This is a genomic window from Providencia sp. JGM181 (assembly GCF_018257375.1).
In the GTDB taxonomy this organism is placed as follows: domain Bacteria; phylum Pseudomonadota; class Gammaproteobacteria; order Enterobacterales; family Enterobacteriaceae; genus Providencia; species Providencia lanzhouensis.
Window position 1 is genome coordinate 13,868 of sequence record NZ_JAERJY010000034.1, and the last position, 13,635, is coordinate 27,502.

The window sequence follows — 13,635 nt, forward strand, 5'->3', positions numbered from 1 at the left end:
GCCTATTTTTTATCTATGTTTCCGGATCTATTTTTGAACTGTTTTTTGGAGCTATTTTTTTGATCTGTTTTCTTTTCCAATCAAACTCAACATTCTCCAAAATCCCGTGCGTTGTAGCTAGGCGGCAAGTGAGCTAAGCCCTAGGAGCATACACAAGTATGTGACTAGGGTTAGCGAGTGCAGCCAACAACGCTACGGCGTGCGGGATGACGGAGAATTGGACGGAGAATCGCCGAACATATCTTTGACCCAGTCCGGGGCAGTATCCTCTTGCGGAGCTTCACCATTCCCATTCAAATTCCACGCTGGATCTTGCGATGCGGATCCTTGGCATAGGCTTTGCGGGTCTTCTGTCCAGACTGGCAACATTCTGCCGCCACCTAAATCAGAGCAGCTAAATTGACCATCCATCATGACGCGCATGTCGGTTATCCCTTCTGGCGCTCGGTTGATAAGTGTCAGTGGCGTTTGGTTATCTAAATAGCGCTGATAAACACGTAATGCCCCTGTTGAGCCTGTTAACTGTGTTGGTCCGTTGTTATCGCGACCGACCCAGACAATAGCCACTTCCTTACCGTCGATACCCGCGTACCAGCTATCACGCAGATCGTTGGTGGTACCCGTTTTACCCGCCAGATTGTATTTACCATATTTATTCAGTAATACGCGCCCAGTCCCTTGCTGTACCACTTGCTGCATACCAAACAGCGTTAAATAAGCGGCTTGAGATGGTACGGCACGTTCTGCGGATGGGTAACTTTGATACAGCTCTTTGCCATCACCATCAATCACTGAACGTAATGCAGATAATTTTGCACGATTACCTTCGCCACCAATGGTTTGGTACACTTGCGCCACTTCAGCTGGCGTTAAGTTCACCGCACCTAACAACATCGCAGGCACTTTTTCCATCGCACTTTCTGGTGCGCCCAGGCGGATAAACGTATTCATCACTTGGTCGAGACCAATTTCCATCCCTAAGTTTACGGTTGGAATATTTTGTGATTTCGCTAATGCATCCACCAGCATCATACGGCCATTGAAGTTACGGCTATAGTTTCGTGGACTCCAACTTTGATTACCGACCTTGATAGTCAGCGGTTCATCGGATAGCCACGTATTTAAGCGGAAACGGTCTGGCTCACTTAATGCCGTTAAATACACCGGTGGTTTTGCTAAAGAACCAATGCTACGACGGGCATTCAACGCTCGGTTGAAGCCTGAGAATTGTGGATCAGAGCCGCCGACCATTGCACGCACTTCGCCGTTAATACGGTCGACAACCACCATGGCACCTTCGATATCATCCAATTTACGTGCTTTACGTAAATCAGCCACGCCGAACTCGACTGCATTTTCCGCCGCCGTTTGCGCCACCGGATCTAAGGTGGTAAAGATTTTCGCTCCAGAGAGATCTTTAACTTTATCCCCAAGCTTCTCGCTCAGTTCTTGTCTCACCATCTGCATAAATGCCGGTTGAGATGCGACTAACCCCTCTTTGTTTTTCACGCCAAGCGGTCGAGCACTCAGAACTTGGTACATCTCATTGTCGATAACACCACGGGTTTCGAGGATTTTAAGCACAATGTTACGGCGTTTAATCGCATTTTGTGGCTTAGTCCACGGGTTAAAGGTTGATGCACCTTGCACCATTCCCACCAACAATGCTTGTTGGTCAAAGCTTAACTCATTGATTGGTCGACCAAAGTAATACAGACTCGCCAACGGGAAGCCGCGAATTTCATCATTACCATTTTGCCCTAAATAGACCTCATTCAAATACAGCTCAAGAATGCGTTCTTTGCTGTAGTTGTAGTCTAAAATCAATGCCATAAAAGCTTCGTTCGCTTTACGTTTCAGGGTTCTTTCGTTGGTTAAAAATAGGTTTTTCACCAACTGCTGCGTTAAGGTACTTCCCCCTTGCACGGAACGACCTGCAGTGACGTTCGCTACCACCGCACGACCGATAGAATATAAGCTAACACCATCATGCTCATAAAAATTTCTATCTTCCGTTTCGAGGAGGATTTTTACCAGGGATTCAGGGAAGTCCGCCATTGGCAGCACTAAACGCTGTTCATTATTCGCAGATTGCATCATGGTGATCAGTTTCGGATCTAAACGGAAGAAACCGAACGAGCGCCCATTTTCAATATTTTCAATCTTGCTCAACATCCCATTTTCAAACACCAGACGCGCGAGGACTTGCCCCTCTTTTTGGTCAGGGAAATTAAATGGACGACGCAAAATTTCAATGGTATTGCCTTTCACCACAAACTCACCAGATGTGGTGATTTTGCTGACTTTACGGTACTGCATCCCTTCGAGCAGGTTGGTCATTTCAGCTTGGCTGTAATCCATACCCGGCTCAAGGTTTACCATGCGTCCATATACCGCCGCAGGCAAGTCCCACACCTTACCATCAAGGCGTTCTTTAATTTGTTGGTTTAGATAAAAACCGTAAGCCGCCAGTATCACTGCGAGTACCAGCATTAATTTAACTAGCAGCCAAAACCAGCGCCATTTACTCTTGCGAGGTTTGTTCTTTTTTGAGCCTTTTTTGGTCATTTGCTCTTCTTCATCGTCTTCATCATCAAGATATTCATCATCAATATCTTCGTCATCATACAGATCTTCATCATAATCATCGCGGCGTCTACGGCGGCGTGAAGAGGAGGATTGTTTCTCGGCAGCGCGTCTTTTACGTCTGCCAATGGGTTCAAAATCTTTACCGGACATGGTCGCTCCATATCTCCTATACCTAAATAGGCATTAAAATCTAACTATACATGCACAAGTACAACTACAGATACGTAGATGTAACATAAGGCTAATTTTGGCTCATAATTCAAGGAATTTCACGGAAGAAAGCTCCTAATTACACTTCCTTACGCTGCCTATTGAGCGCCATTGCCTAATTTACAGCCCGTTATTAGAGCACAAAATTAGGTTATTTCGCACTCATCATCGCTTTTTTTGTTTGTCGCGTTGGTTCGGCATTCGCAGGGTCATCTGGCCAAGGATGTTTTGGATAACGCCCTTTCATCTCTTTTTGTACCTCTTTATAGCTCCCTTGCCAAAATGCACCGAGATCTTGAGTTATCTGGATAGGGCGCCTTGCCGGCGAAAGTAGCGATAATGTTAGCGTCACTTTACCATTTGCCACGGTTGGGTTGGCTTTTTCACCAAACACTTCTTGCAAGCGAATTTCAACCACTGGCGGCTTGTCTAGCGCGTAGTGAATACTTACCTCACTCCCAGAAGGGGCGATATAGGTCATAGGGAAAGTGCTGTCGAGCCATTGACGCTGCTGCCAGTCCAACCGATTCAATAATAAATTCATTAAATCAATTTCTTGCAGCTTTTTCTTACTTGTCACACCATTAAGATAAGGGGCTAACCATTCATCAAGCGTCTCGAGTAAAGTCTCATCATCCATTGCAGGTAATGGCGTATCAGGAAAATAACGCGCCGCTAACTCACAACGAATGCGCAACTGTAGGGTATTTTCTTGCCAATTTAACTGTTGCAAACCATTTTGCTGAAGCCAGTACACCAGTGCATTTTTAATCTCTTCCGGCTCTGGATTAGTCAGCCGTTGAGATTTGACGACTAACTGCCCGCATTGTAAGCGCCGCCATGCCAGTAAGCTCCCCCGCCGCTCATCCCATTCAACTGTCTCTTGAGTGCTAAAAAGATGCGGGCAATCCTGTTGAAGCTTTTCAATTTCAATAGGATACGCCAGTGAGATACGCGCATCCGCCGAGATTTCTGACTGCCATAATGCCGCCACCATCAGCCATTCACTCCCCATTAGCGGGTCATTGTCGTTCAGTGTTGCCCCTAACCCGCTGGCTAATTGATAACGAGCTTGATGGTCACGGGATTTCGCTATGTAGTCTGGAAACCCTGCGGCAAGTAATGTTGGTAACCACTCACTAATCAACCCAGTGGCTTTTCCTAAAGAATGGGTAACCTTGTCACTACTTAAGATAGAGGCACGCTTGCACCAGTTCTCCGTCGGACGTTCTAAATGGGTATGTAGGTCGATCACTCCGCCACGGGGAGGCTCTTCAATAATTGCCGTTAATAATGCAGCAAGTTGAATAACGGATTTATTTTGGGTTTGCTGTGCGTGATACAGCATGGCGGCAGTACGAACTGACGTTCCCGTTCCCGCCATATTACTCCCCATCGACGTGAGTTTCCCTTGGGCATCGGTGACACCCAATTTGAATAACAGGTTTTTTGCTGCTGATAATGCCGCCTCAGGGGGAACATCTAACCATTGGAGTTGAGAAATGTCGTGACAGCCCCATTGAAGGAGCGCTAACCATAACCCGCTTAAATCACTATTATTGATTTCTGCCTCACTAAATTGTGCTGCACGTTCGGCTTGTTCGGCACTCATTAAATGCCAGCATACACCCGCTTCTAAACGCCCTGCTCGCCCCGCACGTTGGGTCATTGAAGCTTGGCTAATGCGTTTTTTAATTAGCTTTGTCAGCCCACTTCGCGGGTTAAATTGCCCTACGCGCTCAAAACCGCTGTCCACCACTAAGCGGATCCCTTCTATGGTGAGACTGGTTTCCGCAATGTTGGTCGCCAGCACGACCTTACGTTTTCCTTCAGGGGCAGGTAGAATCGCTTGTTGCTGAGCTTGAATTGATAGCGCGCCATACATTGGGCATAACATCACATCGTTAGTCACTAACCCTTCTAACTCGCTTTTCGTCCGCTCAATTTCGCCCACTCCCGGTAAAAAGAGTAACAAAGAGCCAACTTGTTGCTGCATCAGTTGCCAAACCGCGCTCGCGACTTCTTGATGAAACGGTTTATTCGGATTGATGGGCTTATATTCCCGTTGAACAGGGAATGTCCGTCCTTGTGAACTGATCACCGGCGCATCAGGAAATAGCTGGCTAAGCCCTTGATCATCCAGCGTAGCCGACATTAGCAGAATTTTTAAATCGTCCCGCAGTGCTTGCTGAGAATCCAACAACAGCGCTAACCCTAAATCAGCCTGCAAATTACGCTCATGAAATTCATCCAAAATAACCAATCCAACACCTTCAAGCATAGGGTCATTTTGTAATTGGCGAGTGAGAACCCCTTCCGTCACTACTTCCAAACGCGTTTTTACGCTCACTCTGCTTTCTGAGCGCATACGCAAACCAATGGTTTCCCCTACCGATTCCCCTAACTGCTGCGCTAAGCGAGCGGCGACTGAGCGTGCTGCAATACGCCGCGGCTCTAACATAATAATCCGCCCGTCTATCTGTCCACTTTTGAGGATTTCTAACGGCAATACCGTTGATTTCCCTGCTCCCGTCGGCGCATGCAACAGAACTTGAGAGGATTTCGCTAGAGCAGCGAGTAAGTCATCACTTACTTCTAAGATAGGGAACACTAAGGGGTAACTCCATGAGGTTTAACTTTCTATGTGAAGCATTGTAGCATTAACAAATTGTCGCATTAACGAATATGACGCATTAATACTGTCTATGAGCTAACACCATATATAGGATGGTGTAATGTTATGTCACGAACAACGCGGTAAACGGAGAAAACATGGAATTTATCCCCCCTTTAAAATCAGCCACATTAATTAAACGCTATAAACGTTTTTTAGCGGATGTCGTCACACCCGAGGGAGAGGAAATGACGATACACTGCGCAAACACGGGGGCGATGACAGGCTGTGCCACTCCAGGGGATACCGTGTGGTACTCCACTTCGGATAACCCAAAACGAAAATATCCGTACAGTTGGGAGCTAACACAAACCAAAAATAACCATCTGATTTGTATTAACACGCTGCGGGCGAATCAATTAGTGGCAGAAGCGTTGGCAAAAAAGCATATTCCAGAATTATCTGACTACAGTATAGTGACCCCTGAAGTGAAGTATGGAAGTGAAAACAGCCGGATTGATTTTTTACTCACTCAAGAGGGCTTAGCTGATTGTTTTATTGAAGTAAAATCAGTGACTTTGTTGGAAAATAACCATGGCTATTTCCCTGATACTCAGACAACCCGAGGACAAAAGCACCTTAGAGAGCTGACTTTGATTGCTAAAGAAGGAAAACGCGCCATACTTATGTTTGTCATTTTACATAGCGGTATCCACGTAGTATCCGCGGCTGCACATATTGACTCTCAATATGCAGCGTTGTTAGAACAGGCTATAGCCAATGGCGTCGAAGTTCTGTGTTATCAAGTGGATATATCTAAACAAAAAATGCAAATAGGGACATCAATTCGCTTCACCCCGACTAAGTCATTTTAGTTTAGTCGATATTTAAACAAGGTCATCGAGTTATGAGTGCTTGAGAAGGGAAGAAACACGCTTGTCTTCACAGCATTACAAAACTCATCACATGAACGATTGCCAAGACGGCTGTCTTCTGATATTTATAGCGACCTTAAATTTTCCCCCTTGGGGTTTTTGTAAAATTTGCGTGTGTAGGAGAAGCATTATGCAAGAAGGGCAAAAACGTAAGACATCGTCCTTAAGCATTCTCGCCATTGCCGGGGTTGAGCCCTATCATGAGAAGGCTGGCGAAGAGTACATGAACGAAGCCCAATTGGCGCATTTTAAGCTCATTCTCGAAGCATGGCGCAATCAACTCAGAGATGAAGTGGACCGGACTGTTACTCATATGCAAGATGAGGCAGCTAACTTTCCAGACCCCGTTGATAGAGCCGCTCAGGAAGAGGAATTCAGCCTCGAATTACGTAACCGCGACCGCGAACGTAAATTGATCAAGAAGATCGAAAAGACGCTGAAGAAAGTTGAAGATGAAGATTTTGGCTACTGCGAATCTTGTGGTGTGGAAATTGGCATCCGTCGTTTGGAAGCGCGTCCAACAGCAGATTTGTGCATCGACTGTAAAACATTAGCAGAAATCCGCGAAAAGCAGATGGCTGGCTAATTGTTGTTTTGGGAGTCCTCAACGGCGCATTAACCCTGCGCCGTTATAAGGATTCGCACCCTCAAAAAAATTTAAACTCCCCTTTTCCTCGTCTTTATTTCTCTCATTTTCTCTACATTTGTTATCGTTTGCGTCTCGCGCAAAAAGCTACAATTTGTATAATATTCACTGGTTTAATTGATATAAAAAATAATTAGCCATGACTTTTATTCGTTTAACCATTCTCAAAGAAACTTCAGTGAGCTATGATTAGCCGCTTATTTTGTTTAATGAATCTATGTAATGACATCGAGGTGTACTATTTTTAACCGAGTAGCAAATTTCTGCCGCAATATTTTATCTCGCAATGAACCAGCATCGTCCACAGAACAGGACTCGATGCCAAAGCGTGGTGCGCGAGACACACAGGCAGCCGGTGAAAGGCCAGTCACTCCTTCTGCATCAGAGAAAAAATCTGAGAGGAAAACTCGGCATGAGCAGAATACTAGACATGACCAGAATACGAGACAAACAAAGAAAGCGGTTCGTCCCTCTAAACGTTCCGATGCTCAAACACAAAAGCGAACATCCGTGACGAAACAAGAATCGATTACCGTTATTCCACGCGCTCAACACATAATTTCGCGTGATGACATTAGTGAAAATGCACTGAAAGTATTGTACCGCCTCAATAAGAATGGCTATGAAGCCTATTTAGTTGGCGGTGGTGTACGTGATTTATTATTAGGCCAAAAGCCAAAAGATTTCGATATCACCACCAATGCAACCCCAGAACAAATTCGCAAGCTATTTCGTAATTGCCGACTGGTTGGTCGTCGATTCCGCCTTGCGCACATTATGTTTGGTCCAGAAATTATTGAAGTCGCTACCTTCCGCGGTCACCACGACCAAGAAGTCGATGATAAAAATCTGTCATCTCAAGCGCAAAATGGCATGCTGCTTCGCGACAATATTTTCGGTTCCATTGAAGAAGATGCTATCCGCCGTGACTTCACCGTCAACAGCCTGTATTACAACATTGATGATTTCTCCGTACGCGATTACGTCAATGGATTACAAGACTTAAAAGAAGGCGTCATTCGTCTGATTGGCGACCCAGAAACACGCTACCGTGAAGATCCCGTTCGGATGATCCGCGCCGTGCGTTTCGCCTGTAAGTTGAATATGCGTATCGAGCCAAATACCGCAGAGCCGATTCATCGCTTAGCCCCATTGCTGCGTGAAATCCCTTCTGCGCGACTGTTTGAAGAGTCATTAAAATTACTTCAAGCCGGCTATGGCTACGCCACCTATAAAATGCTGAATCAGTACCATCTGTTTGAACAACTGTTCCCTGTGATTGCGAGCCGCTTCACTGAGAATGGCGATTCACCGATGGAAAAAGTCATTGAACAAGTGTTAAAAAACACCGATTTCAGACTAAAAAATGATAAGCGCGTCAACCCTGCATTTTTATTTGCAGCCATGTTATGGTATCCCGTCACTGAGCACGCAGAGAAACTATCACAGGAAGGCGGTCTTGCTTACTATGATGCCTTTGCGCTGGCAATGAACGATGTCCTGGACGAACAGTGCCGCTCTATCGCAATACCAAAACGTATCACCACCACCATGCGTGATATCTGGATGTTGCAATTACGCTTACCTCGTCGCCAAGGGCGTCGTGCGAATAAATTAATGGAGCACCCGAAATTCCGTGCTGCCTTTGATTTACTAGAGCTTAGAGCCAATGTGGAACACCGTAATGAGTTACAAGAACTCGCTTTATGGTGGAATGACTTCCAACAAGCCAATGCCCAGAAACAGCGTGAAATGATCTCGGAGCTCGGTAGTGCGCCAACTCGTCGCCGCCAGCGTCCGCATCGTTCATCACAATCCGGTAATAGAAAACCGAATAAATCATAATGGTATCAATCGCAGCGGCTTAAGTGGTCGTTGCGATCACCATAGAGAGATTAAGATAGAGAGATAAAGAGATGGAGCAAGTGTACATTGCCATTGGCAGCAACTTAGGCGAGCCACTGAAGCAAGCACAACAAGCGATTGCCGCATTAGATGCGATTCCAAGCACTCGCGTTGTGAGCACTTCTTCAATTTATCGAACTAAGCCCCTCGGCCCACAGGATCAGCCTGATTTTCTCAATCTGGCGGTTTTGCTGGAAACCGAACTTGAACCTGAAGACTTACTCAATCATACCCAAAAAATTGAACTGGATTTAGGGCGCGTTCGCAAAGATGAGCGCTGGGGACCGAGAACATTAGATCTCGATATCATGCTGTTTGGCAATCGAGTGATCCACACCGAGCGCTTAACTGTTCCACATTATGGGCTAAAAGAGCGTGAATTTATGCTGTACCCGCTCAGTGACATTACCCCTTCCCTGATTTTTCCTGATGGTGAAAAACTGTCAGAAAGACTTACACACGTCCCTCAAAATGGCCTAATGCTTTGGGAATAAATTCCTAATGTATTTAACCTCGTTCAGGTATGGTCATAAGAGAAATCATTTCCGGAGGTTATTTTAATGAAACCCATTTCTCTCGCTGATTTGTGTCAATATAAAAAAGAGAAACACAAATTCGCTACCATTACAGCCTACGATGCCAGTTTTGCTCAACTGTTTGCTGAGCAAGGTATCCAAGTGATGCTGGTTGGTGATTCCTTAGGTATGACTATCCAAGGCGAAACCAGTACCCTTCCTGTCACTGTCGAGCAGATTGCTTACCACACTCGTTGCGTACGTAAAGGCGCCCCTAACGCATTTATCATCGCCGACATGCCTTTTATGAGTTATGCCACGCCTGAGCAAGCCTGTGCCAATGCCGCTATTTTGATGCAAGCTGGCGCGAATATGGTGAAAATCGAAGGTGGCAGCTGGCTATGTGAAACCGTCAAAATGCTGTGTGAACGTTCCGTACCAGTCTGCGGTCACTTAGGCTTAACCCCGCAAGCGGTAAACGTACTTGGGGGCTATAAAGTCCAAGGTCGTGATGAGGTCACTGCCAACCAGCTTATCAAAGATGCGATTGCCCTCGAGAATGCAGGTATTCAACTGCTGGTTCTTGAATGTGTACCGACATCCCTTGCGAATCAAGTCACTGAAGAATTACTGTTGCCTGTCATTGGAATTGGTGCTGGTAATGGTACTGACGGTCAAATTCTAGTGATGCATGATGCATTAGGGATCACCGCCAAACCGCCAAAATTTGCGAAAAACTTTTTGGCTGAAGCGGGCAATATTCACGATGCTATTAGCCTATATATTCAAGAAGTTGAGCAAGAAATTTACCCGAGTGACGCTCACTCATTTTCGTAATTCTGTATGAAATATAACGATAAGGATGGGAAGTATGCGGATCGTTGAAACATCGCCAATCTTGCGCCGTGAAATTCGTCGCTGGAAACAAGAAGGCAAACGTATTGCGTTTGTCCCAACGATGGGCAATTTACATGATGGACACCTGACACTGATTGACCAAGCTAAACAGCAAGCTGACATTGTCATTGCCAGCATTTTTGTCAATCCAATGCAGTTTGACCGTCAATCTGATTTAGCCAATTATCCTCGTACCTTGCAGGAAGATTGCGAAAAACTGAAACGTAAAAATGTCGATTTAGTTTTCGCACCGTCTGCCACCGAGTTTTACCCTGAAGGTATGGACAACCAAAGTTACGTTGAAGTACCTGAAATTTCTACCATGTTAGAAGGCGCTAGCCGTCCAGGGCATTTCCGTGGCGTTGCAACAGTGCTGACCAAGCTGTTTAACTTGGTTCAACCTGATATCGCATTATTTGGTGAAAAAGATTATCAGCAACTTCAGTTAGTGCGTAAATTGGTGACTGACCTTTCTTTCGATATTCAAGTTGTCGGTGTCCCTATCGTTCGTGCTAAGAATGGCTTAGCCCTGAGTTCACGCAATAATAATCTGTCTGCCGATGAGCTAAAAATCGCCCCTCAGCTGTTTGCAATTATGCAAAAAGCAGGTGAGAAGCTCGCGGACTCTCCCGCGGCAGCACCCGGTTTAATTGGTGAAATGGAAGAATCTTTGCGCCAAGCAGGATTTACCCCTGACGAACTCTTTATTCGCGATGCCGATAACCTCGGTGAACTGACGGTTTCCAGCCGCCGCGCCGTGATTTTAATGGCTGCATGGTTAAGTCAAACCCGTTTAATCGACAATCTGCAAGTCGAGTTACCGCTCGATATCGCTTAATGACAAAATACTTTCGCCTAGATTTAAGTTTGAATCCTCTAAGATTTATTCAAACTCATTCATGTCACAGCTAGGCGGCAAGTAAACGCGACCCTAGGAGCATACATAAGTATATGACTAGGGCAAGAGCGCGCAGCCAACAACGCTGTGGCAGCAATGAGGAAGAATAAGGAAGAAGAAATGCAAAGAAAAATGCTATTAGGCAAACTCCACCGTGCCACCGTCACTCAAGCTGATCTTCACTATGAAGGCTCTTGCGCCATCGATCAGGATTTCTTAGATGCCGTCGGTATTTTAGAATACGAAGCTATCGATATTTATAATGTGGATAATGGCGAACGTTTTTCAACCTATGCGATTGCAGGGGAACGTGGTTCTAAAATAATCTCTGTTAATGGTGCTGCGGCACGTCGCGCTGCGGTTGGCGATAAGCTGATTATTTGCACTTACGGCATGTTACCTGATGAAGAAGCCCGCCAGCATCAACCTAAAGTGGCTTACTTTGATGCGAACAACACCATGAGCCGTATTGCTAAAGCCGTACCTGTACAAGTGGCTTAATCTAATATAGAAATGCCCCTATTAGGGGCATTTATTCCAACCTCAGCTCAGCCTATTTGCTAGGTTAACTTCTTAATCCGCGACCTTGTTCAATTAAATACCATGTCAACGCATAGAAGATAATTAAAAACACCATTAATACGCTCAAAGTCACCACGATTGAAACATCCGCAATGCCTAAAAAGCCATATCTAAAGCCGCTTATCATATACACAATCGGGTTGAGCTTAGAGACAGCTTGCCAGAATGGCGGCAGTAACGATAGCGAATAGAACACCCCACCCAGATAGGTCAGTGGCGTTAAAACGAAGGTTGGAACAATGCTGATATCATCAAAAGTTTTGGCAAAAATCGCATTCAACAGGCCCGCAAGGGAGAACACAATCGCCGTTAATAACAGAGTGATCACCACCATTGACCATGAATGAACCTGCAATGGGATAAAGAACAGAGATACGATAGTCACCAAGAATCCGACTAAAATCCCACGTGCAACCCCGCCGCCAACAAAACCGGCGATAATCACGTGAGTCGGTACGGGAGCAACGAGTAACTCTTCAATATTTTTCTGGAATTTAGAACCAAAAAATGACGAACAGACGTTGGAGTATGAGTTCGTGATCACCGCCATCATGATAAGGCCAGGGACAATAAACTGCATGTAGTCTACGCCGCCCATATCACCAATTCGTGAACCAATTAAATTTCCGAAAATCACAAAATAGAGCGACATGGTGATTACAGGTGGCAGCAACGTTTGCACCCAGATACGACCAAAGCGAGTGACCTCTTTGATCCAAATCGTTTTTAAGGCAACCCAATATAGCGAGATCATTGCGCACCTTCCTGCTCTGAAACTTGGTTATCTTTCTTCACTAAACTGACAAACAGCTCTTCAAGGCGGTTAGCCTTATTGCGCATACTCAAAATTTGAATTCCTTGGTCACTTAACTGGCTGAAGACACCATTGAGCCCTTGCTCACGTTTCACATCCACTTCGAGAGTTGACGTATCCACCAAGCGGGATTCGTACCCCGTTAAACTTGGAATTGGGCTTTTTGGCATCAAATCGAAAATAAACGTTTCTGACTCTAGCTGGCTTAAAAGCTGCTTCATGCTAGTATTTTCCACCAGCTCACCATGCTGAATAATCCCGATATTACGGCACAGCATTTCCGCTTCTTCCAGATAGTGAGTGGTCAAAATAATGGTGGTACCCTGTGCATTCAGCTTTTTCAGGAACGTCCACATAGAACGACGCAGTTCAATATCAACACCGGCAGTCGGCTCATCGAGGATCAACAGTTTTGGTTGATGCATCAAGGCACGAGCTATCATCAGGCGACGTTTCATCCCCCCAGATAAATTACGCGCACGTTCATTACGTTTTTCCCACAAATCTAACTGAGTAAGATATTGCTCTGCGCGCTGGTTTGCCACATTACGAGGAACACCATAATAACCCGCTTGGTTTAAAACAATCTGTAAGACCGTTTCAAACGGGTTAAAGTTGAACTCTTGAGGCACTAACCCAAGTTGCTGTTTAGCTAGGACAACTTGCTTATCTAAGTCATAGCCAAACACTTTCACTGAGCCACTGGTTTTGTTGACCAGTGAACTAATAATGCCAATTGTTGTTGATTTTCCTGCACCATTCGGTCCAAGTAAGGCATAGAAATCACCATCTTCCACGCTTAAATCAATGCCACGCAACGCTTTCACGCCACCTGCATAGGTTTTGGTCAGCTGCGATAGTTCGAGTGCGTAAGTCATATATTAAAAATACCTTTATTCTTGGGGCTGTTTGGAGGCAATATAGATTAATGATGCCACTTTTTCCTGTCGGATGTTATGCAGAAAAGTGATAATAATTTAACAATATATTATTCAACATCCCCCTTAATGAGGGTTGTCATGTATAAATG

General features: G+C 45.3%; 11 protein-coding genes. 7 read left to right on the forward strand and 4 right to left on the reverse strand.

Annotation, left to right across the window (positions count from 1 at the left end):
- Positions 1-192 precede the first annotated feature (192 nt).
- Together mrcB and hrpB are read right to left on the reverse strand one after the other, a co-directional pair.
- On the reverse strand, positions 193-2,739 hold the full coding sequence (gene mrcB, locus JK188_RS06850) for a bifunctional glycosyl transferase/transpeptidase (protein ID WP_154602415.1): 2,547 nt from the start codon (positions 2,737-2,739) through the stop codon (positions 193-195).
- A gap of 211 nt (positions 2,740-2,950) precedes the next feature.
- Positions 2,951-5,410 (reverse strand): ATP-dependent helicase HrpB, encoded by a 2,460-nt coding sequence (hrpB, locus tag JK188_RS06855; protein ID WP_211887771.1) that lies wholly within the window; start codon positions 5,408-5,410, stop codon positions 2,951-2,953.
- Positions 5,411-5,571: 161 nt separating this feature from the next.
- Here hrpB and sfsA point away from each other — a divergent pair, with 161 nt between their 5' ends.
- The 7 genes from sfsA to panD all read left to right on the forward strand — a co-directional run bounded on the left by sfsA (position 5,572) and on the right by panD (position 11,710).
- Positions 5,572-6,288, forward strand: a complete 717-nt coding sequence (gene sfsA, locus JK188_RS06860; RefSeq protein WP_211887770.1) for a DNA/RNA nuclease SfsA — start codon at positions 5,572-5,574, stop codon at positions 6,286-6,288.
- A 190-nt stretch (positions 6,289-6,478) separates the two neighbouring features.
- A complete protein-coding gene (dksA, locus tag JK188_RS06865) occupies positions 6,479-6,934 on the forward strand; it encodes an RNA polymerase-binding protein DksA (protein WP_006659320.1) in 456 nt (151 codons plus the stop codon).
- Between the two features lie 378 nt (positions 6,935-7,312).
- Complete coding sequence (gene pcnB / locus JK188_RS06870; RefSeq protein ID WP_211887768.1) at positions 7,313-8,839, forward strand: polynucleotide adenylyltransferase PcnB; 1,527 nt, start codon at positions 7,313-7,315, stop codon at positions 8,837-8,839.
- A gap of 71 nt (positions 8,840-8,910) precedes the next feature.
- Positions 8,911-9,393, forward strand: a complete 483-nt coding sequence (folK, locus tag JK188_RS06875) for a 2-amino-4-hydroxy-6-hydroxymethyldihydropteridine diphosphokinase (protein ID WP_108478344.1) — start codon at positions 8,911-8,913, stop codon at positions 9,391-9,393.
- 66 nt (positions 9,394-9,459) lie between these two features.
- Positions 9,460-10,251, forward strand: coding sequence for a 3-methyl-2-oxobutanoate hydroxymethyltransferase (gene panB / locus JK188_RS06880; RefSeq protein WP_211887766.1), 792 nt, complete (start codon positions 9,460-9,462; stop codon positions 10,249-10,251).
- A 34-nt stretch (positions 10,252-10,285) separates the two neighbouring features.
- Positions 10,286-11,149, forward strand: a complete 864-nt coding sequence (gene panC / locus JK188_RS06885; protein ID WP_211887764.1) for a pantoate--beta-alanine ligase — start codon at positions 10,286-10,288, stop codon at positions 11,147-11,149.
- Between the two features lie 180 nt (positions 11,150-11,329).
- A complete protein-coding gene (panD, locus tag JK188_RS06890) occupies positions 11,330-11,710 on the forward strand; it encodes an aspartate 1-decarboxylase (RefSeq protein ID WP_006659325.1) in 381 nt (126 codons plus the stop codon).
- 64 nt (positions 11,711-11,774) lie between these two features.
- Here the strand turns inward: panD and JK188_RS06895 are convergent, their stop codons facing one another.
- Complete coding sequence (locus JK188_RS06895; RefSeq protein ID WP_108478347.1) at positions 11,775-12,545, reverse strand: ABC transporter permease; 771 nt, start codon at positions 12,543-12,545, stop codon at positions 11,775-11,777.
- Positions 12,542-13,483, reverse strand: coding sequence for an ABC transporter ATP-binding protein (locus JK188_RS06900; protein WP_036955596.1), 942 nt, complete (start codon positions 13,481-13,483; stop codon positions 12,542-12,544). The genes JK188_RS06895 and JK188_RS06900 overlap by 4 nt, the downstream gene beginning before the upstream one ends.
- Positions 13,484-13,635: the final 152 nt, after the last annotated feature.

Excerpts from the sequence above, each read along its gene's own strand:
- pcnB (WP_211887768.1), top strand. The coding sequence starts at position 7,313 with ATGCCAAAGCGTGGTGCGCGAGACACACAGGCAGCCGGTGAAAGGCCA.
- panC (WP_211887764.1), top strand. The coding sequence starts at position 10,286 with ATGCGGATCGTTGAAACATCGCCAATCTTGCGCCGTGAAATTCGTCGC.
- dksA (WP_006659320.1), top strand. The coding sequence starts at position 6,479 with ATGCAAGAAGGGCAAAAACGTAAGACATCGTCCTTAAGCATTCTCGCC.
- JK188_RS06895 (WP_108478347.1), bottom strand. The coding sequence starts at position 12,545 with ATGATCTCGCTATATTGGGTTGCCTTAAAAACGATTTGGATCAAAGAG.
- JK188_RS06900 (WP_036955596.1), bottom strand. The coding sequence starts at position 13,483 with ATGACTTACGCACTCGAACTATCGCAGCTGACCAAAACCTATGCAGGT.
- sfsA (WP_211887770.1), top strand. The coding sequence starts at position 5,572 with ATGGAATTTATCCCCCCTTTAAAATCAGCCACATTAATTAAACGCTAT.
- folK (WP_108478344.1), top strand. The coding sequence starts at position 8,911 with ATGGAGCAAGTGTACATTGCCATTGGCAGCAACTTAGGCGAGCCACTG.
- panB (WP_211887766.1), top strand. The coding sequence starts at position 9,460 with ATGAAACCCATTTCTCTCGCTGATTTGTGTCAATATAAAAAAGAGAAA.
- mrcB (WP_154602415.1), bottom strand. The coding sequence starts at position 2,739 with ATGTCCGGTAAAGATTTTGAACCCATTGGCAGACGTAAAAGACGCGCT.
- panD (WP_006659325.1), top strand. The coding sequence starts at position 11,330 with ATGCAAAGAAAAATGCTATTAGGCAAACTCCACCGTGCCACCGTCACT.